This window comes from Salinarimonas rosea DSM 21201 (genome assembly GCF_000429045.1).
Lineage (GTDB): Bacteria > Pseudomonadota > Alphaproteobacteria > Rhizobiales > Beijerinckiaceae > Salinarimonas > Salinarimonas rosea.
This window is the reverse complement of the sequence record NZ_AUBC01000007.1, coordinates 99,125-117,132: the sequence shown is the minus strand read 5'-3', so window position 1 is coordinate 117,132 and position 18,008 is coordinate 99,125. Positions and strand designations below refer to the sequence as shown.

Here is an 18,008-nt window from a genome sequence, read left to right as displayed (position 1 = left end):
GCGCCTATCGGTGAGCCGAGCCGCGTTTGGCCCTAGAGTGCACCGGTTGCGGGCTACGGGGGCGGTGGTGCGGTGCAGGGCGCTCCTGCGGACGGGAGAGACATGTGGCCGAAGCCGAGGAGCGTAGGAACGACCCGATCCTCGACCCGCGCAAGGGCGACGTGGAGGACGACGCGGCGAGCCCGCACGGGCGCTCCCTCGTCGCGCTGGCCGGCAGCATGCTCGTCGAGATCAACCTGTTCAAGCTCGCGCTCGTGACCGGCATCATGATCGTGCTGCCGGCGCTGCTGCTGGGCGTGGCACCCCTTCTCGCCACCGGTTGGCTGCGGCTGCTGCCGCGGCAATCGGCCGAGCTCGTCTCCGACCTCGCCGCGGGCCTCACGCTGATCGCGGCGCTGGGGGCCGCGCTGCTCGGCGGGCGCGCGCTCTACCGGACGACGGAGCGCAGCTTCTGGTCCCTCGTCTCCGTCGTCGTCCAGCCGGCCTACGTCCTCGTGCGCGAGAGCCTGCGCCACCTCGTCGAGCGGCACGCGCCCCGCCGGCTCGATCCGGCGGCGCGCCGCAAGGCGACCGCGGCCGCGACGCTCGCCGCGGGGCTGCTGCTCTCGGCGCTGGCGAGCCTCGCGGTCGTCGAGGCCTGGCCGGCGACGCGCTGGGCGGGGAACGTGGCGGACCTGCGCACCCCGCAGCGCCTGATCGCGCCGACCCTGGCCAACAGCGTCGTCATCGTCGGCGTGTTCCTCGCGCTGGCCGCGCTGGCCTGGAGCATCGCCGACGCCGTGATGGAAACCCCGCGCGGCCTCGATGGCTTCGACGCGCCGGAGCCGGGCGCGCCGATCTGGCGCGTCGCCCACGTCTCCGACCTTCACACGGTCGGCGGTCCCTACGAGCCGCGGCTCGAGAGCGGCCGAGCCGGCCCGCGCGGCAACCAGGCGCTGGAGCGGACCCTCGACGCGCTGGCGCGCGCGGACGCCGAGGCGCCGCTCGACCTGATCCTCGTGAGCGGGGACATGACCGATGCCGGCCGCGCCACGGAGTGGGCCGCCTTCCTCGACGCGGTGGAACGTCGCCCGGACCTCGCCCCGCGGCTGCTGCTGCTGCCGGGCAACCACGATCTCAACATCGTCGACCGGGCGAACCCCGCGCGGCTCGAGCTGCCCGGGGCGGGCGGGCGGACGCTGCGCGAGATGCGCGTCCTGTCCGCCCTCGACAGCCTGCAGGGGGAGCGCGTGCGCGTGCCGGACGGCGCGAGCGGGCGGCCCGGCCCGACCTTGCGCGCGGCGCTTCGTCCGCACGAGGACATGATCCGCAGCTTCGGCGATCGCGGCGACCTGCGCTCCGCACGGGCGCTGGGCCGGCTCTGGGGCGACATGTTCCCCATGGTCGCGCCGCCCGCCACGCCGGGCGGCCTGGGCGTCGTCCTCCTGAACTCGAACGTGGAAGCGAGCTTCTCCTTCACCAACGCCCTCGGCCTCGTCTCGCACGAGCAGGCGCGCGCCATGAGCGCCGCGTTCCGGGCCTATCCCCACGCGCGCTGGATCGTGGCGCTGCACCACCACGTGATCGAGTATCCCGGGCGTCCGCGGTTCGCCTCGCGGATCGGCACGGCGCTCCTCAACGGCAGCGCCTTCGTACGCCGGCTGCGGCCCGAGGCGGAGCGGATCGTGGTGATGCACGGGCATCGCCACCTCGACTGGATCGGCTCGTCGGGCCCGCTGCGCATCGTATCGGCACCCTCGCCGGTGATGACCGGCGGCGATGACGGCTACTTCTATCTGCACCGGCTGGCCGCCGGCGCGGGCGCGACGCTGCGCCTGCTCGCCCCGGAGCGGATCGCTCTCGCCGGGTCGGGCTCGGCGGGCCGCGCGGCCACCGGCCCGATCGGGCAGGAGGCCGGCGCCGACAGATTCACGGGCAGAGCCGGCTGACGCCCTCGCGGGACGCCGTCCCTTCGGCGCCGATCTCGAGCCGTCCGAGGCGCGCCTGCGCCCCGGTCGTGCCGATCGAGGCGCCTCTGCGAATGCCGTGCGAGCGAGGAGGCTCGAAAGGGCGGGGTGATCCGGAGGGCGTCATGGTCGCTCGGCCGGGACGCGTTCGCCTGCGAGCTGGTCACCAACGCCCTCGAGCACGCCTTTCCCGACGGGCGGGGACGCATTGCCGTCGCGCGGCGGGCGCGGGGCTCGGGGCGCTTCTCGTACGCTCGATGGTCGCGGCGCTCGCAGGGCGTGTCTGCGGCTGCAGATGCCTCCGCGGCCGCGCTGGGCCTGACCCCAAAGGGATGGACAAGCCGTCGTGGCGGACTTAGGGGGAGCCCCGGTGCGCGATCCCGTGTTCGAGATGGCCGAAGGCGCCCTTCCCTTTTCGGGGTCGTCGTGGCGGAGAGGGGGGGATTCGAACCCCCGATACGGTTGCCCGTATGCCGCATTTCGAGTGCGGTGCATTCAACCACTCTGCCACCTCTCCGAACCGAGGTGGGACGCGGGCGCGAGCGCGCCTGTCCCGTATCGAGCGACGGGCGGTGCGATAGCACGGGGCGGCGGGGGCGGCAAGCGGGAAACGCGGGGCGCAAGGCCGCCGGCGGCTCAGCGGGTCAGCACGACGAGATGGCCGGGCACCGGGCGTCCGGCGTCGCGGCGGGTGACGACGGGCTCGAGCCGCGCAACGCGCAGGCCCGCGCCGGCCGCGCGCGCGCCCAGGAAGCGGGCGCCGTGGGCGAAGCGCGCGTCCGCGCCGATGGCGTAGCCCTCGCCGGCGATCGCCTCGTCGAGCGCCTGGACGGTGAAGGCGAAGAGCCCGCCCTCGGCGAGGGCGCCGCGGGCGGCGGCCAGCACGTGGACCGGGTCGCCCACGTAGACGAGCACGTCGGCGGCGAGGATCAGGTCCGCCCCGCCCGTCGGCGCGGCGTCGAGCCAGTCGGTCAGCTCGGCCACCGCGAGCGCGTCGTAGACGCCCTTCTCGCGCGCCTTCTCTACCATCGCCGGCGCGAGATCGCAGCCCTCCAGCCGCTCCACGCGGTCGCGGATCGCCTCGCCCATCAGCCCGGTGCCGCAGCCGAGATCGAGGGCGCGGGCGAAGCGGCGCCCCGGCGCCTGGCGATCGAGCGCGTCGCGCAGGCATTGCGGGCCGCGATAGCCGAGATCGCCGGTGAGATGCTCGTCGAAACGCTCGGCGTAGGTGTCGAAGAGCGCACGCACGTAGCCCGCGCTCATCGCGTCCGCGGCGGGCAGCGCGCCGAGCCGGGCGAGCGTCACGCCGACGCCGAGCGGGTCGTCGGGCTCGAGCGCCCGCGCCCGCTCCAGCGCGGCGATCGCGCCGGGCGCGTCGCCCTGCGCGGCGAGCGCCTCGCCGAGCAGCGCCCAGGCCGGCGCGAATCCGGGCGCGCGCTCGAGCGCCTGCGCCGCGAGGTCGGCGGCGGCGGCGGCGTCGCCGTCCTCGAGCCAGCCGGCGGCCCAGGCATAGCGGCGGTCCGCCAGGAGATCGCCCGAGGAGCGGTGGACGACGAGGGGCCGGGCCGCGGGGCGCGCCGCCGCCTGCAGCGGGATCGGCGGGCTCATGCCCGGCCCCGCGCGGCCTTGGCCGGCACCACCGCATGCGCGACGAAGCGGGCGATCTCGGCGGTGCGGCGCGTCGGGTCGAGCACCTCGGCGTCGATCCCGTGGCGCCAGGCGAGGTCGCCGCGGCCGGGATCGGCGTCGAGCGCGCGCAGGTCCGCCGCGAAGGCGCTCACGCCGGCGACGTCGGCGAAGAAGCCCTCGCGGGTCAGCGGCTCGGCCAGGCGGTCGACGATCGCGGCGAGCTCCGAGAGCGAGAACTCGGGATGATACTGGACGCCCCAGAACAGGCCGCCGTCGTGGCGGATCTCGGCGGCCTGGATCGGCGCGAGGCGGTTGCCGGCGAGCACGGTCGTCCCCTCGGGCGCCGTCTCGACGATGTCGAGGTGCACGGCGGGCGCCTCGAAGGCCGCGGGCCTGTCGGCGAGCATGGGATGCTCCCGGCCCGCCGGCGTCGGCACGATGCGCCGGGCGAAGCCGACCTCGCGGCCGGCGGGGTTGCGCACCACCGTCCCGCCCGCGGCGGCGGCGCCGACCTGCAGGCCCCAGCACGAGCCGAAGGCGGGCGTGCCCGCGGCGTAGACCGCGCGCATCAGGTCGATCTGGCGCGCCACCGCCGGCCCGCCGTCGTAGAGGTTGAGCGCCGAGCCGGTGAGGAAGACGCCGTCCCAGCCCTCGAGCCCGCCGGCATCGGGCAGCCGCGCATCCTCGTCCGCCGGGCAGACGATGTCGCAGGCACAGCCCGGCACGAGCGCGCTCAGGAGCGCGGCCCAGCCCTCGGCATAGGTGGTTCCGAAATGCCGCCTGTGCGTCTCGCGCTCGGCGCGCGCGTTGCCCTCGACGACGAGAAACCGTAGAGCCATGGATCGACGAACGCTCCCGTGAGACGCGGTGACATAGCGCAATGGCGGACGCCCGCAAGCGAAATGAGGCGCAGACGCCTGCGGCGAGGACGTCCCGTCTCCCCGCGGGCGCCTCCGGCCGGGCCTACCTGCTCCTGACGATCACCGCCCTGTCCTGGGGCGGCAACGCCGTCGCCGGGCGGCTCGCGGTGGGCGAGATCTCGCCCATGGCGCTCACCGCCCTGCGCTGGCTGCTGGTGGTGGCGATCCTCGCCCCGCTCGCCCGGCGCGACCTGGTCGCGCATTGGCCGACGATCCGGGCGCATTGGCGGCGCATCGCGCTGATGGCGGCGGTCGGCTTCACGGCGTTCAACTCGCTCATGTACGTCGCGGCGCACTACACGAGCGCGGTGAACCTCACCATCATCCAGGGCGGCATCCCGGTCGTCGTGCTCGTGGGCGCGCTGGTCGTCTACGGCACGCGCATCACCGGCCTCCAGGTCGCGGGCATGGTGGTGACGCTGGCCGGCGTCGCGGTGGTGGCGGCGCAGGGAAGCCTCGCCGCGCTGATGGCGCTCTCGTTCAACCCGGGCGACGTGCTGATGATGATCGCGGGCCTCGCCTACGCGGGCTACACGCTGGCGCTGCGGTCGCGCCCGGCGATGCCGCAGCTCGCCTTCTTCACGGCCATGGCCGCGATCGCCTTCCTCACCTCGCTGCCGCTGCTCGGCTTCGAGATCGCCACCGGGCGCGTGCTCTGGCCCGGGCCGGAGGGCTGGCTCATCCTCGCCTACGTCTCGCTGTTCCCCTCGCTGATCGCGCAGCTGTGCTTCATGCGCGGCGTCGAACTGATCGGGCCGGGGCGCGCGGGGCTGTTCGTCAACCTCGTGCCGGTCTTCGGCGCGATGCTGGCGGTGGCGATCCTGTCGGAGCCCTTCCGGCTCTACCACGCGGCGGCGCTCGCCCTGGTGCTGGGCGGCATCGCGCTCGCGGAGCGCGGGAAGGGGGCCTGACGGGCTCGGAGGCTCAGGCCCCGTCGTGCGGGCGCAGCGCCGCCTCGGGGTGCTCGGCCAGGAAATGCCGCAGCGCGCCCATCAGCTGGTGCGCGTGGGCGATGTCCCTGCGGTGGATGGCGGCGCGCACGTCGTCGAGGATCATGTCGCGGATGCGCTCGGGGCCGTGGGCCTCGTGCAGCAGGTAGGCGCCGAGAGTGGCGGCGACCATCTCCGGCACGTGCTCGTGCTCGGCGAGCGCGGCGATCTCCTCCTCCGTGAGGTCGGACAGGCCGATGGCGTCGATCAGGCTGATCATGGGCGTCTCCTCGCAGCGTCGGTTCTTCGCTTTTCGAGAAGCATACACCCGCCGGCGGCGTGCGCATTGACGAGACGCAAAGCCGGCGAAGGACTCACCCGAGCGGGCGGGCCTCCTCGGGAAGCATGATCGGGATGCCGTCACGGATCGGGTAGGCGAGCTTGGCCTGGCGGGAGACCAGCTCCTGGGCCGCCTTGTCGTACTCGAGCGGCCCCTTGGTCAGCGGGCAGACCAGGATCTCGAGGAGCTTGGGGTCGATGGCGAGCGGCTCGGCGGCGGCGGGCGGCGCGTTCTCGGACGGCATCGGGGTCTCGTCGGTCATGGCCTGGCTCTCGTCGTACGGGTCATTGCAGGGTCGGCTCGCCGTCGTCGTCGCCGGAGCGGGCGATCTCGATCTCGGTGAGCGCGATCAGCGCCTCGGCGCGGCTCTTGAGGTCGGGGGCCTCGAGCAGCGCCTGCTTCTCGCGCACGCCGAAGGGCGTCATCATGCACAGGGCGTTGACGAGCGCCTCGTTGGGCGCCTGCTCGACCCCGCGCCAGTCGACCTCCACCTCCATCGCGTCGACGAACTGCCGCAGCGTGCGCAGCACGCCCTCGCGGTCGACCTCGTCCTCGCCCGCGCGGGCGGTGAAGTCCCTGGCGAAGGGGGCGAAGTCCGCCTCCACCTGGCGATAGGGCGTCATCGCGGAGAGCTCGGCCACGACGCGGAAGCGCGCGATGCCGGTGAGCGTGACCAGGTAGCGGCCGTCGCCGGTCTCGGCGAGCTGCGTGATCCGGCCGGCGCAGCCGATGCCGTAGAGCCGCGGCGCGCCGCCCTGCCCGCCGGCCTCGGCGTCCGGCTGGACCATGCCGATGATGCGGTCGGTGCGCATCGCATCGTCGATCATGGCGAGGTAACGCTGCTCGAAGATGTTGAGCGGCATCTGCCCGCGCGGGAGCAGCAGCGCCCCGGGCAGCGGGAACACGGGGATCGTGCCCGGGCAGTCCTGCGGCCCGCGATAGGTGGCGTTCATCGCCATGTCCGCATACCCATGTCCGGTTACCCCGCGCTCTGGTGTCCCGCCGGTCGGCGCCGGCCGCCTCCGCCGCGATCGCCTCGCCCGCGATCTCAGCGGAAGAGGACCGAGGAGAGCTTGCGCCGACCCGCCACCGTGGCCTCGTCCTTGGGACCCCACGCCTCGAAGAACTCCACGAGCTGCTTGCGGGCCCCGTCCTCGTTCCAACTACGGTCGCGGCGCACGATTTCAACCAGCGCCTCGGCGGCCTGCACACGCGCGTTGCGGGCGTTGAGCGCGAGCGCCAGGTCGAAGCGTGCCTGGTGGTCGTCCGGGTCGGCGGCGACGCGGGCCTCGAGCTCGGCGACGTCGCCGAGCGCCGCCGCCTGGCGGGCGAGCTCGATCGCCTTGCGGGCGGGCGCGAGCGCCGGGTCCTGCGCCTTCTCCGGCGGGGCCATCGCGAGCACGCGCTCGGCGCCGTCGAGGTCGCCGGTGTCGACATGGAGCTTCGCCATGCCGCCGAGCGCGACCATGTTGTCGGGCTCGCGCTGGAGCACGGCGCCGAAGAGCTCGGCCGCGCCCTGCGCGTCGCCAGCCGCCGCGCGGGTCGCGGCCTCCTCGAGCGCCTGCTCGATCGGCGAGGGGCCGGCGGCGCCGGACAGCTTGTCGATGAAGGCCTTGATCTGGCTCTCGGGCTGGGCGCCCATGAAGCCGTCGACCGGCTGGCCCTGGACGAAGGCGATGACGGCGGGAATCGACTGCACGCCGAGCGCCTGGCTGATCTGCTGGAAGTAGGCCGGGTGCTCGTCGATGTTCATCTTCACGAGCTTCACCTTGCCCTTGGCGGCGCGCACCGCCTTCTCGAGCACGGGGCCGAGCTGCTTGCAGGGGCCGCACCAGGGCGCCCAGAAATCGACGAGCACGGGCGTGCGCATGGACGCGGCGATCACGTCCTCGCGGAAGCTCGCCGTCGTCGCGTCCTTGATCAGGTCCGCCGGGGCGCTCTCGGGCAGGGCGCCGCCCGGGTTCATCGCGTCTGAGAGCATGTGGCTTCGGCTCCGGTTCGGGTCTGCGGGCGCGCCTCGCGCGGCCCGCGTGTCTGCGGCTCAAGATGGGGTGCCGGGCGCGGGCGTGCCAGAGGAATTTCCCTAGGGTGCGCCCGTCTCCCCGGCTTCGGGCGGCGCCGGGAGGTCGACGAGCGTCGGCGCGTGGCCGACCGCGGCGAGGAAGGCGACGAGCGCCGGCGTCGGGATCGCCGTCGTCATGGTGTTGACGAGCGGGTGGACGTTGATCGTGTCGAGGCCCGCCAGCATGCGGTCGAGGAAGAAGCGCACCCGCCCCGCCCGGTCGTTGGCGAGCGCGAGCGGCGTCACCGAGCCCGGCTCGACGCCGAGCGTCTCGCGCAGGAGATCCGCCGAGCCGAAGGAGAGCCGGCTCGCGGCCCCGAGCGGCACGTGCAGGCGCTTGAGGTCCACCGCCGCGTGCGCCTCCGCCGTGACCAGGAAGAGGCTGCCCTTCTTGTCCTTGAGGAAGAGGTTCTTGGTGTGCCCGCCGGGCAGGTCGCGCTCGATCGCCCGCGACTGCGCCACCGTGAAGACGGCCTCGTGCTCCACCGTCCGGTGGGGCGTGCCGTGGCGGTCGAGGAGCGCGAACAGCGCCTGCGGATCGAGGGGAGCGGCGGGGGAGGGCGGGGCGGTGTCGTCCATGGCGCCGGTTCTACGCGATCCGGGGGGACGGGCTCAAGGGCGCGCGCGGGCGAAGGGGGGGGGGCCGGAGGCTCCGCGACGGGCGCCTCGTGCGGCCCGCATTTTTCCGCTTGCAATCCGTTTTCGGCTGGTCCATATCACCGGCCTCGACGGCGGGCGACGCCCCGCGGTCCGGAGCGAGCGGGTGTAGCTCAGGGGTAGAGCACAACCTTGCCAAGGTTGGGGTCGAGGGTTCGAATCCCTTCGCCCGCTCCAATTCTCCCATCTCGAGTGTCGGTGCAAGGACGCGAGCGGCGCGAGAGCGCCGCCGTCCGCGTTGCCGTCGGCCCATCTCCCTCGCGCTGCAAATCTCCCTCGCGCGACTCACTCCCTCGCGTGGACGACCGCGCGCGCCTGCGGGCTCCCGCGGCGCGCTTGCCTCGGCGCGCGCCGCGTCGGCGATCGTGCCGTCACGCCAGCCAGGCGAGATAGCCGTCCACGCCGCCGTTGCGGGCGCGCGCGCGGTCTCCGGGGCGCTCGGGATGCGCGGCGCCCGCGCGCAGCACCGCGGCGAGCGTCTCGGCGACGATCCGGTCCTGGCCCGGCAGCAGGTTGCAGGGATCGAGCTGGAAGTAGCCGAGCTCGATCTCGTGGTCGCGTACGATCAGCGCCGGGTCCTGCTCGGCGAGGGCCCGGGCGAAGGCCGCGGCGGTGGTGCCGGCCCGCGCCGGGTCGACCTCCACCTGGAGGCGCGAGAGCGGGTTGCCGGTCGGGTCGGGGACGATGCGCGGCTCGATGCCGGGAATGCCGGCGATCGCCGAGGCCCACAGGGCGAGCGTCGCCTCCTCGGCGGCGCGCATGGCCGCGTGGTCGCGCACCATCCACGCCTCCATCGCCGCGATGGCGCCGGCGATGCTCTCCTTGCCGATCTTCATGCCCCGCCCGATCCCCACGTTCTGGAGATAGGCGGCGCGCACGAGGTCGCGCCGCCCGGCGACGATGCCGCCGGTGGGCCCGCCCAGGAACTTGTGGGCGGAATAGACCACGAGATCGGCGCCGGCCTCGATGAAGCCGGTGAGGTCGTATTCCGACGCCGCGTCCACGATCACCGGCACCCCCCGCTCGCGGGCGATCGCGGCGAAGGTCGCAAACGGGATCTGGCCGTAGTGGACCACGTGGTGCGAGACGACGTAGAGCGCCGCCGCCGTCGCCTCGCCGAGCGCGCCGCGCAGCTGGTGGTCCATGGCGAGCGTGGACTGGCCGACGGGGCGGGTGCGCGCGCCCGCGAGCGCCATCGCGGTCTCGACCGGCGCGCCGTAGCCGCACAGGTGGCCGAGCTGCACGGCGACCTCGAAGCGCGGACCGGGATGCGCCGGCAGCGCCTCCGCGCGCGCGGGATCGAGGCCCGTCATGCAGCCGGCGATCGACAGCGTCATGCCGGCGCTGGCGGAGGCGGTGAGGAAGCCGGCCTCCGCGCCCGTGAGCCGCGCGATCGTCGCGCTCGCGCGCGCCTGGAGCTCGTGCATGCGCACGAAGCGGCCCATGGCCGCCGCGGTCGCCTCGCGCACCGCGGGCGACGCCACCGAGGCGCCGAGCCCCGTCATCGTGCCCGAGACGTTGACGATGCGCCGGAAGCCGTGCCGATCGTGCCAGGACCAGAGATCCTCGCCCGCCGGGGGCTCGTCGTCGCGTGCGGGCGCTCCGTGGGGTGCCATGACGTCATCCATGACGCGATCCTTGTGCCGAGGGATGGTTTTCCATAGTAAGGGAATAGGGCCCGATCATCCCGGCGGACGACCCGACCCGGAGAGCAAGACCGACAGCATGACCGACGAACCTCGCAAGCGCACGAGCGGCATCGACCGCTCCCTGCAGATCCTCGACGCGCTGACCGAGCGCAAGCGGGCGATGACGGCCTACGAGCTGGCGAAGGCGGCCGGCGCCCCGGTCTCCACGATCTATCGGCTGATCGACGAGCTGGTCGAGCGCGAGATGCTCTCGCGCACCGAGACCGGGGCGATCTGGCTCGGCCCGCGGCTGATGCGCTACGGGCTCGTCTACCGCGCGCACATGGATCTCTACGCCGAGGCGCGGCGCGAGATGAACCGGCTCTCGCAGCGCACCGGCGAGACCGTGCAGGTCTGCGGCCGCGACGGCGACATGATGGTGGTGCTCGCGATGGCGGACGGCGGCGGGCATTTCCGCGTGACCTCCGACGTGGGCACCCGCGTGCCGCTGAACTGGACGGCGTCGGGACGCCTGCTGCTCGGGCACCTGCCGGAGGCCGAGCGGCTCGCCGCCTTCGCCACCTCCGCGCGCCCCTCCGAGACCGGCATGGCGGAGACGGACCCCGGGCGGCTCGCCGATCTGTCGCGACGAGACTTCGAGGACAATCTCGCGATCCAGATCAGCAACTCCGAATACTCGGTCGCCTGCATCGCCGCGCCGATCCGCGACGTCTCGGGCGCGTGCGTGCTGACGATGTCGCTCGTCCTCTCCGAGCAGCGCGCGCGCGACCGTCGCGACGTGCTCGTCGAGGAGGTCCGCGCCGCCGCCCGCGCCGTCGAGCGGGCGATGGGGCGCAAGGCGGCCTGAGCGCGTCATCGGGGCTGCGGCGAAAGCTCGAGCACGGCGTCGATCTCGACGGTGATCTGGTTGGGCAGCGAGCCGACGCCGTAGGACGTGCGCGCGTGCGTGCCACCCACGCCGAAGACGTCGGCGATCAGGGTGGATGCGGCGTCGATCACGGCGGGATGGTCCGCGAAGTCGGGCGTCGCGTTGACGAGGCCGGTGAGCTTCACCACCCCGGAGATCCGGTCGAGGCTGCCGAGCTGCGTGCGAACCGCGGCGAGGATGTTGAGCGCGACGAGGCGCGCGTCGGCGCAGGCCGCCTGGAGGGTGACGTCGGCGCCGACCTTGCCCGTGCGCAGCCGCCCGCACGCCTCGACCGGCCCCTGGCCCGAGACCCAGGCGAGGCCGCCCGAGACACGCACGTTGCAGAAGGCGCCGATCGGCGACGGCGGCCGTTCCGGCAGGCGCAGGCCGAGCCGCTCGAGCCGCTGCTCGGGCGTGCTCGTCTCGGGCGTCGTCGTGCTGGCGTCATACGAGATCATGCGCGGCCTCGATCTTCTTGCAGTAGGCGATGTGGTCGGGGCCGGCGCGGACGGCGACCGGCGGGTCCTCGGCGCAGACGTCCGCGGCGATCGGGCAGCGCGTGCGGAAGACGCAGCCGGACGGGGGCGAGAGCGGGCTCGGGATGTCGCCGCGCAGGATCGTGCGCGCACCGGCGCCGCCGGGCTCGGGGACCGGGATCGCCGAGACGAGCGCGCGGGTGTAGGGATGCGCCGGCGCGGTATAGAGATCCCGCGAGGGGCCGACCTCGACGACCCGGCCGAGATACATCACCACGGTCTGATCGCAGAGGTATTCCACGACCGAGAGGTCGTGGGCGATGAAGAGCATGGTGAGGTCGCGCCGTGCGCGCAGGTCGAGGAGCAGGTTGAGCACCTGGGCCTGGATCGACACGTCGAGCGCCGACACGCTCTCGTCGGCGACGATGAAGTCGGGCTCCAGCGCCAGCGCCCGGGCGATGCCGATGCGCTGGCGCTGCCCGCCGGAGAACTCGTGCGGGAAGCGGCTCATGTGGTCGGGCGAGAGCCCCACCTCCTCGAGCAGCGCCGCCACCCGCTCGCGCCGCTCGCGGGCCGTGCCGATGCCGTGGGCGACGAGGCCTTCGGCCACGATCGCACCGACCGTCAGGCGCGGGTTGAGCGAGGAGACCGGGTCCTGGAAGATGATCTGCATGCGCCGGCGCATGCGGCGCATGCCCGCCGCGTCGAGCGCGTTCAGGTCCGTCCCGTCGAAGATGGTGTGGCCGGAGGTCGGCTCGACGAGGCGCAAGAGCGTGCGTCCGAGCGTGGTCTTGCCCGATCCGCTCTCGCCGACGAGCCCGGTGATCGAGCCGCGCGGGATGTCGAAGCTCACCCGGTCGACCGCACGCACGGTGCCGCGCGGGGTGACGAAGGTCTTCGTCAGGTCGCGGATCTGGAGAAGCGGCTCAGCCATGGGCGGCCACCGTCTCGTGCGCGTGCGCCAGGTGGCAGGCGACGCGGTGGTCGCCCTCGAGCGGCGCGAGGGCCACGGGCTCGCGGCAGGCCTCGACGGCGATCGGGCAGCGCGGGGCGAAGGCGCAGCCGGGCGGCATCGCCGAAAGCGCGGGCACGCTCCCCGGGATCGGCACGAGACGCTCGCCGCGCGGGCGGCCCGGCCGGGGAATCGTGGCGAGGAGCCCGCGCGTGTAGGGGTGGCTCGGGCGGGCGAACAGCGTCGCCACCGGCGCGGCCTCGACGACGGCGCCCGCGTACATCACCGCCACGTCGTCGGCCATCTCGGCGACCACGCCCATGTCGTGGGTGATGAACAGGATCGCCATCCGCAGCTCGCGCTGGAGCCGGCGCATCAGGTCGAGGATCTGCGCCTGGATCGTGACGTCGAGCGCCGTCGTCGGCTCGTCGGCGATGAGCAGCGCGGGCTCGCACACGAGCGCGAGCGCGATCATCACCCGCTGGCGCATGCCGCCGGAGAGCTCGTGCGGGTAGGCGTTCATGCGCGAGGCGGCGGCCGGGATCTCGACGAGCTCCAGCATCTCGATCACCCGGCGGCGCCGGGCGCGCGCGTCGAGATCCGTGTGCAGGAGCAGCATCTCGCCGATCTGGTCCCCCACGGTGAAGAGCGGGTTGAGCGACGACATCGGCTCCTGGAAGATCATCGCGATCTCGCGCCCGCGGATCGCGCGAAAGCGCGTCTCGTCGAGCCGGGCGAGATCGACCCGCGTCCCGTCGCGGCGCCGGTAGAGGATGCGGCCGGCCTCGACCGCGCCGTTGCGCGGCAGGAGCCCCATCACCGAGAGCGAGGTCACGGACTTGCCCGAGCCCGATTCGCCGACGAGCGCGAGGGTGCGGCCCGCGCCGAGCGCGACGCCGACGTCGCGCAAGGCCGTGACCGCGCTGCGCCTGGCGCGGAACGCCACCCGCAGTCCCTCGATCTCGAGAACGGGCTCGCTCGCCGCCGTCGCGCTCATGACGTCCCCGCCGGCGCCCGCCGCCGCGCCGCCGGCTCAAGGGAGGCGCCGATCACGGTCAGCGCGGGCGCGAGGACGCGCTCGAGCACGAGGGTCGCGCCCATGCTGTCGACGGCGACCTCGCCGCTCTCCTCGAGCCCGAAGACGGTGAAGTCGGCCCGCGCGCCCGGCGCCGCCGCGTCGGCCTCGGCGATCTTCAGGATGCCCCGCGGGCGCGCGGTGATCGCGGCGATGCAGGCCTCGAAGCCCATGCCGACCGCGAGCAGCTTCGAGGCGGTCAGCGCGAGGTCGTGCACCGGCCCGGCGATGTTGCGCAGGTGCAGGTCCGTCGAGATCGTGTCGGGCAGGAAGCCGCGCTCGATCGCGCGGCGGGCGGTGGCGAAGTCGAAGGAGGCGACCCCGTGGCCCACGTCCATGACGACGCCCTCGCCGGCGAGGCGCACCGCCTGGTCGAACAGGGCCTGCGTGTCGGAGATCGAGCCCGCCTTCTTTCCGTTGAAGCAATGGGTGACGATGTCGCCGGGCCCCAGGATGTCGAAGACCTCGTCGATCAGGGGTGGCGGCTCGCCGACGTGGACCATCAGCGGCAGCCCGGCGATCTCGGCGACCCGCTTGGCGATCTTGGCGGGCGTGATGCCCCAGGCGCCGACGATGACGCCCGACGCGCGCACCTTGATGCCGCAGATCACGTCGCGGTTGGCCTCGACCACGGCGAGCGTGCGGTCGATGTCGATCGAGCGCATGTCGATGAGCTCGGGCACGCGGTTGCAGGCGACGAGCCCGATCGAGCCGATGTTCAGGAAGGCGCGCACCGTCTCGGCGGCGGGGTCGATGACGTACTCGCGCAGGCCGTGGAAGCTCGCCTCGCCCGCCGATCCGGCGTCGGCCATGGCCGTCACGCCGGTGGCGCGCCCGGCCTCGGCGGCGCGGATCGAGATGTCGGTGCCGCCGTGCCAGACGTGGACGTGCAGGTCGCACCAGCCCGGCGAGAGATAGCGCCCGCCGCAATCGACGACGCGCGCGCCCACGGGCGCCTGCGCCACGACGCGGCCGTCGTCGCCGACGTGGATCGTGGCGGGCGTGCTCCCGAGCCCGACGGGAGTGAAGTTGGTCAGCGTCAGAGCCACGTCAGAGGTCCTTTGCGAGTCGTGGGTCCATGGCGTCGCGCAGCCCGTCGCCGATGATCTGCAGCGACAGGACCGAGACCGAGATCGCGATGCCGGGAAACAGGATGAGGAACGAGGCCTGGTCGATGTACTGGCGCCCCTCGGCGATCATCGTCCCCCAGGTCGGTGTCGCGGGGTCGACGCCGACGCCGAGGAAGGACAGCCCCGCCTCCGCCAGCATGGCATAGGCGAAGATGAAGGTGCTCTGCACCACGATCGGCGAGACGATGTTGCGCAGGACGTGCGTCGTCATGATCGTGCGCGTCGAGGAGCCGAGCGCGCGGGCGGCCTCGACGTAGGGCAGCTCGCGCACGACGAGGGTCGAGGCGCGCACGATGCGCGCGATCCGCGGCGCATAGACGATCGACAGCGCCGCCACGACGTTGACGATCGAGCCGCCCAGGATCGAGACGAGCGCGATCGCGAGCAGGATGTCGGGGAAGGCCATCATCGCGTCGATCAGGCGCGAGAGGGCGCCGTCGAGCCGCCGGTAGAAGCCGGCGAGGAGGCCGATCACGATGCCGATCGCCGAGGAGATCAGCGCGACGCCGAGCCCGATCGTGAGCGACACGCGCCCGGCGTGGAGGAGGCGCGAGAGCACGTCGCGCCCGAACGCATCCGCGCCGAGCCAGTAGGCGTCGCCCGGCGGCGTCAGGCGGGCGCGCACCGACATCCGCGCCGGATCGGCGGGCGCGACGACGTCGGCGAGGACGCAGGCGACGAGCACGACGACGAACACCCCGAGCGCGACGGCGACGGAGCGCCGGGCGAACAGGAGCTCGAGGAAGCGCGGCTCGCGCGAGAGGGCGCCGGCGGCCATGGCGTCAGTACCTCACGCGCTTGTCGACCACGAGGTAGAGCAGGTCGGTCAGGAGGTTGATGAGGACGTAGAGGCTCGCCACCACGATCAGCGTGCCCTGGATCACGGGGTAGTCCCGCCGCAGCACCGCCGAGACGACGAGGTTGCCGAGCCCCGGGATGTTGAACACCCGCTCGGTCACGACGGCGCCCGAGACGAGGAGCGCGAAGGTGAGGCCGACGATGGTGATGATCGGGATCGCGGCGTTCTTGAGCGCATGGCGCAGCACCACGCGCCTCTCCGGCATGCCCTTCGAGCGCGCCGTGCGGATGTAGTCCTCGCCGAGGATGTCGAGCATCGAGGCGCGGGTGAAGCGCAGGATCAGCGCGGAATTGACGATGCCGAGCACGATCGCAGGCAGGATCAAGTGGCGCATGCGCTCGAGGAAGTCGGCGTCCGGCCCGCCGTAGCCGGCGGCGGGGAACCAGCCGAGCTCGGTGGCGAGCCAGCGCTGGAGCATCAGCCCCGTCCAGAAGCTCGGCACCGAGGCGGCGAGCATCGCCGTCGAGATCGCCCCCTGGTCGAGCCAGGATCCGCGCCGGTAGGCGGCCCAGATGCCGATGGGGGTGGCGATGACGAGGGCGATCGCGAGCGACATCAGGGCGAGGAAGATCGTCGGCTCGGCCCGGCCCGCCAGGACCTCGGTCACCGGGCGATTGAAGAAGATCGAGGTGCCGAGATCCCCGCGCAGCGCGTTGCCGGCGAAGGTGAGGTACTGGACCAGGATCGGGCGGTCGAGCCCGAGCCGCGCCCGCAGCTCCACGGCGTCCTGCGGGGTGGCCTCCGGCCCGAGCATGAGCGCCGCCGGGTCGCCCGGGGCGAGCCGCACGATGACGAAGGCGATCGTCAGCACCAGGAGGATGACGACGACCATGCCGACGATCCGCCGGACGAGATAGGAGGTCATGCGAGCCGCTCGCGTGGGTGGGTCGCGACGGCCGGCTCGGAGCCGGCCGTCGCGCGCAGGGCGTTCAGTCGAGCGTCACGTTCCAGAAGAACGGCCACGGCGTCGCGGTGACGCCCTCGAGCCCGGCGGCGTGGCCCATCAGCGCGTTGAAGCCGCCGATCTTGATGAAGCCGACGTCCTCGTAGAGCTTCTCCTGGAGCTGCCCGAACAGCTCCCGGCGGGTCTCCTCGTCGGTCTCGGTGGTGAAGCGGGCGAGGATCGCGTCCTTCTCCGGCTCCGACCAGCCGAGCCGCGACGTCGGCGCGTAGAGGTCGGTCAGCGCGGGCTCCGGCAGGAAGGGCGAATGGGTGATGTAGATGTCCCACAGGGCGGGGTCGTTGCGCTGCTGGCCGAGCGTCGCCCAGTCGACCACGTTCATCTCGACCGTGAAGCCCGCGGCCTCGAGCGCCATCTTGGCGACCTCGGCCATCTTGAAGTGGAACTCGTACTGGCGCGAGGTGAGGATGCGCAGCGGCGTGCCGTCGTAGCCCGCCTCCACCAGCAGGTCCGCCGCCTTCTCCTGGTCGTTCTGGTTGTAGAGCTCCGTGCCCGCCTCGCTGCGCCAGGCCCAGCCCTCGGGGTACATCGGGCCGTCGACGACGAAGAAATTGTCGTCGCCGAAGGCGGCGTAGAGCATGTCGTCCATGGGCAGCGCGGCTTGAAGCGCCTTGCGGATCGTCAGGTCGGTGAGGAGCCCGTCCTTGTGGTTGATCGCGAAGACCGGCCAGCCGAACGGGCGCAGCAGCATCGGCTCGACGCCCTCCGCTCCCTCGATGCGGTCGTAGGACTCGGCCGGCAGGCCGTCGGCGAAGTGGTACTGTCCCGCCAGCAGGCCCTCGACGCGGGTGTTCGCATCCGGCACGGGAAGGAAGCGGATCTCGTCGGGCGCCTGCGTGCGCGCGCCCGCGGCGCCGTCCGACGGCTCGGAGCGCGACGCGTAGTCCTCGAAGCGGGCGAGCTGGAGGTACTGGTCCGGCACGTGCTCGACGATGCGGTAGGGGCCGGTGCCGACGATGTCGGTCATAGTCTCGGCGATCGTCTCCTGCGGGTAGATCACCGCGGCGGAGTTGGAGAAGGCGAGCAGCGACAGGAGCGGCGCATAGGCCTCCTTCATGCGGATCTCGACGGTGAGCGGCCCCGTCGCCTCCACCGCCTCGACCTTGTCGGCCACGCCCTTGCCGCGCGAGGCGACGGCGAGCCAGCGCTCGAGCGAGGCGACGACGTCGGCCGAGTCCATCGCCGAGCCGTCGTGGAAGGTGACGCCGTCGCGGAGCGCGATCGTGTAGGTCAGGCCGTCGTCGGAGATCTCCGGCATGTCGGCGGCGAGCAGCGGCGCCACCGCCCAGGAGCCGTCGAACGTGTAGAGCGTCTCGAGGAAATGCTGCGTGACGATGCTGACCACGTCCTTGGTGGACATCATCGGGTCGAACGTGTCCGCCTCGCCGACGATGGCGACGTTGACCGTGTCGGCGAAGGCCGGGCCGGCGAGCGCGGTCCCCGCCACGAGGGCGGCGAGCAGCCGCGGGGCAGCGAAGCGCAGAGTGGCCTTGGATGCGTGCTTCATGGCGTTCCT

At 73.1% G+C, this 18,008-nt stretch carries 18 protein-coding genes and 2 tRNA genes; 4 read left to right on the top strand and 16 right to left on the bottom strand.

Annotated elements, in window-relative coordinates; translation table 11 throughout:
- Positions 1 to 104: 104 nt before the first annotated feature.
- Positions 105 to 1,928, top strand: a complete 1,824-nt coding sequence (locus G407_RS26250) for a metallophosphoesterase family protein (RefSeq protein ID WP_245259035.1) — start codon at positions 105 to 107, stop codon at positions 1,926 to 1,928.
- Positions 1,929 to 2,373: 445 nt separating this feature from the next.
- Here the strand turns inward: G407_RS26250 and G407_RS0107105 are convergent.
- The 3 genes from G407_RS0107105 to G407_RS0107095 form a co-directional block, all read right to left on the bottom strand.
- Positions 2,374 to 2,463 (bottom strand) — tRNA-Ser (locus tag G407_RS0107105).
- Positions 2,464 to 2,582: 119 nt separating this feature from the next.
- Positions 2,583 to 3,554, bottom strand: a complete 972-nt coding sequence (locus G407_RS0107100) for a class I SAM-dependent DNA methyltransferase (RefSeq protein WP_084327370.1) — start codon at positions 3,552 to 3,554, stop codon at positions 2,583 to 2,585.
- Entirely contained in the window at positions 3,551 to 4,414 is an 864-nt protein-coding gene (locus G407_RS0107095) for a type 1 glutamine amidotransferase (protein WP_029030255.1), read from the bottom strand. The genes G407_RS0107100 and G407_RS0107095 overlap by 4 nt, the downstream gene beginning before the upstream one ends.
- Positions 4,415 to 4,455: 41 nt before the next feature.
- Between G407_RS0107095 and G407_RS26245 the strand changes: the two genes are divergently transcribed.
- The gene (locus tag G407_RS26245; RefSeq protein WP_084327369.1) at positions 4,456 to 5,406 is read left to right on the top strand and encodes a DMT family transporter; all 951 of its coding nucleotides are present in this window, start codon (positions 4,456 to 4,458) and stop codon (positions 5,404 to 5,406) included.
- 13 nt (positions 5,407 to 5,419) lie between these two features.
- On the opposite strand, the gene G407_RS0107085 is transcribed toward G407_RS26245, so the two are convergent.
- The 5 genes from G407_RS0107085 to G407_RS0107065 all read right to left on the bottom strand — a co-directional run bounded on the left by G407_RS0107085 (position 5,420) and on the right by G407_RS0107065 (position 8,405).
- Positions 5,420 to 5,704 (bottom strand): hypothetical protein, encoded by a 285-nt coding sequence (locus G407_RS0107085; protein ID WP_029030254.1) that lies wholly within the window; start codon positions 5,702 to 5,704, stop codon positions 5,420 to 5,422.
- A gap of 94 nt (positions 5,705 to 5,798) precedes the next feature.
- Positions 5,799 to 6,008: a Trm112 family protein gene (locus G407_RS26240; RefSeq protein WP_043539197.1), complete on the bottom strand. Its 210-nt coding sequence runs from the start codon at positions 6,006 to 6,008 to the stop codon at positions 5,799 to 5,801.
- A 40-nt stretch (positions 6,009 to 6,048) separates the two neighbouring features.
- The gene (locus G407_RS0107075; protein WP_029030253.1) at positions 6,049 to 6,723 is read right to left on the bottom strand and encodes an LON peptidase substrate-binding domain-containing protein; all 675 of its coding nucleotides are present in this window, start codon (positions 6,721 to 6,723) and stop codon (positions 6,049 to 6,051) included.
- Between the two features lie 89 nt (positions 6,724 to 6,812).
- A complete protein-coding gene (locus G407_RS0107070) occupies positions 6,813 to 7,745 on the bottom strand; it encodes a thioredoxin family protein (RefSeq protein ID WP_029030252.1) in 933 nt (310 codons plus the stop codon).
- 102 nt (positions 7,746 to 7,847) lie between these two features.
- A complete protein-coding gene (locus G407_RS0107065; RefSeq protein WP_084327368.1) occupies positions 7,848 to 8,405 on the bottom strand; it encodes a prolyl-tRNA synthetase associated domain-containing protein in 558 nt (185 codons plus the stop codon).
- A 180-nt stretch (positions 8,406 to 8,585) separates the two neighbouring features.
- Here G407_RS0107065 and G407_RS0107060 point away from each other — a divergent pair.
- Positions 8,586 to 8,660, top strand: a tRNA-Gly gene (locus G407_RS0107060).
- Between the two features lie 194 nt (positions 8,661 to 8,854).
- On the opposite strand, the gene G407_RS0107055 is transcribed toward G407_RS0107060, so the two are convergent.
- Positions 8,855 to 9,988 (bottom strand): aminotransferase class V-fold PLP-dependent enzyme, encoded by a 1,134-nt coding sequence (locus G407_RS0107055; protein ID WP_425337487.1) that lies wholly within the window; start codon positions 9,986 to 9,988, stop codon positions 8,855 to 8,857.
- Between the two features lie 220 nt (positions 9,989 to 10,208).
- Between G407_RS0107055 and G407_RS0107050 the strand changes: the two genes are divergently transcribed.
- On the top strand, positions 10,209 to 10,979 hold the full coding sequence (locus G407_RS0107050) for an IclR family transcriptional regulator (RefSeq protein WP_029030249.1): 771 nt from the start codon (positions 10,209 to 10,211) through the stop codon (positions 10,977 to 10,979).
- Positions 10,980 to 10,984: 5 nt separating this feature from the next.
- Here the strand turns inward: G407_RS0107050 and G407_RS0107045 are convergent, their stop codons facing one another.
- The 7 genes from G407_RS0107045 to G407_RS0107015 all read right to left on the bottom strand — a co-directional run bounded on the left by G407_RS0107045 (position 10,985) and on the right by G407_RS0107015 (position 17,999).
- A complete protein-coding gene (locus G407_RS0107045; RefSeq protein ID WP_052341056.1) occupies positions 10,985 to 11,497 on the bottom strand; it encodes a RidA family protein in 513 nt (170 codons plus the stop codon).
- Positions 11,484 to 12,449, bottom strand: coding sequence for an ABC transporter ATP-binding protein (locus tag G407_RS26235; protein WP_043539156.1), 966 nt, complete (start codon positions 12,447 to 12,449; stop codon positions 11,484 to 11,486). The genes G407_RS0107045 and G407_RS26235 overlap by 14 nt, the downstream gene beginning before the upstream one ends.
- On the bottom strand, positions 12,442 to 13,464 hold the full coding sequence (locus tag G407_RS26230) for an ABC transporter ATP-binding protein (protein ID WP_043539155.1): 1,023 nt from the start codon (positions 13,462 to 13,464) through the stop codon (positions 12,442 to 12,444). Before G407_RS26230 ends, G407_RS26235 begins: the two co-directional genes overlap by 8 nt.
- On the bottom strand, positions 13,461 to 14,591 hold the full coding sequence (locus G407_RS26225; protein ID WP_043539154.1) for an amidohydrolase family protein: 1,131 nt from the start codon (positions 14,589 to 14,591) through the stop codon (positions 13,461 to 13,463). The genes G407_RS26230 and G407_RS26225 overlap by 4 nt, the downstream gene beginning before the upstream one ends.
- A gap of 1 nt (position 14,592) precedes the next feature.
- Complete coding sequence (locus G407_RS0107025) at positions 14,593 to 15,450, bottom strand: ABC transporter permease (protein ID WP_029030247.1); 858 nt, start codon at positions 15,448 to 15,450, stop codon at positions 14,593 to 14,595.
- Positions 15,451 to 15,454: 4 nt separating this feature from the next.
- Complete coding sequence (locus G407_RS0107020; RefSeq protein ID WP_029030246.1) at positions 15,455 to 16,396, bottom strand: ABC transporter permease; 942 nt, start codon at positions 16,394 to 16,396, stop codon at positions 15,455 to 15,457.
- A 64-nt stretch (positions 16,397 to 16,460) separates the two neighbouring features.
- Positions 16,461 to 17,999, bottom strand: a complete 1,539-nt coding sequence (locus G407_RS0107015) for an ABC transporter substrate-binding protein (protein ID WP_052341055.1) — start codon at positions 17,997 to 17,999, stop codon at positions 16,461 to 16,463.
- Between the last annotated feature and the right edge of the window lie 9 nt (positions 18,000 to 18,008).